At 63.7% G+C, this 757-nt stretch carries 1 protein-coding gene; it reads left to right on the top strand.

The features are described from left to right. Window positions 1-225 precede the first annotated feature (225 nt). The gene (locus AAH979_RS43100) at window positions 226-615 is read left to right on the top strand and encodes a VOC family protein (protein ID WP_346263890.1); all 390 of its coding nucleotides are present in this window, start codon (window positions 226-228) and stop codon (window positions 613-615) included. Window positions 616-757: the final 142 nt, after the last annotated feature.

Here is a 757-nt window from a genome sequence, read left to right as displayed (position 1 = left end):
TGTCTTACCGGGAGCCTCACCTCACCCGGCTATCCGCCTCCGCCACGCCGCTGACCTGCACCATCAGGTTGGAAATGGCTCATTGGCAAGCGGGTGTTCCGGGGCGAGGTCATCGGGGACGGGATCTGGGCGACGCTGAGGCAACCGATCAGGATTCGAGAAGCCTGGGTCCGCCGGCCGGGCCTAGCATGACGAGGCCGCACGTGATTGACAAAGGAGGTAGGCGTGTCACTGCAGGTCAGCGTCGTTATGCTCGGCGTTAAGGACGTGGACCGGGCCAAGAGGTTCTATGTCGACGGCCTCGGTTGCGAGATCGACCAGGACTTCCCCGGGTTCGTTAGGTGCAGACTCGGTGAGGGATCCTCGATGTTGGCACTCTACGAGTGGGAGGCAGCGGCGCAGGACGCCGGTGTCTCCGCGGAAGGCTCTGGATTCCGCGGCGTCTCGTTCCATTTCATCACCGACTCCAGGGACGCGGTGGATGAGGTCATGCAGTCTGCGGAGACTGCCGGCGGCACTGTGGTCAAGGCGGCGGCCGCCGCCGATTGGGGCGGGTACTTCGGCTACTTCAGTGATCCAGACGGCTACCTGTGGAAGGTCACCACCGCTGCCTGACCACAGACCAGCCTCGCCACCACTGGGCGAGAGGTCGGAGACAGGTCTCGCATTACCCCGATACGTACCGGCGTACGGATCCGTATGCCGACAACACGCGCGAAGCAGATCCGGACGCTGCAAGCTGAGGTCGAAACTGCAA

This window comes from Plantactinospora sp. ZYX-F-223, assembly GCF_039649625.1.
Lineage (GTDB): Bacteria > Actinomycetota > Actinomycetes > Mycobacteriales > Micromonosporaceae > Plantactinospora.
The sequence above is the reverse complement of the archived record's forward strand: the minus strand, read 5'-3'. Positions and strand labels throughout refer to the sequence as shown.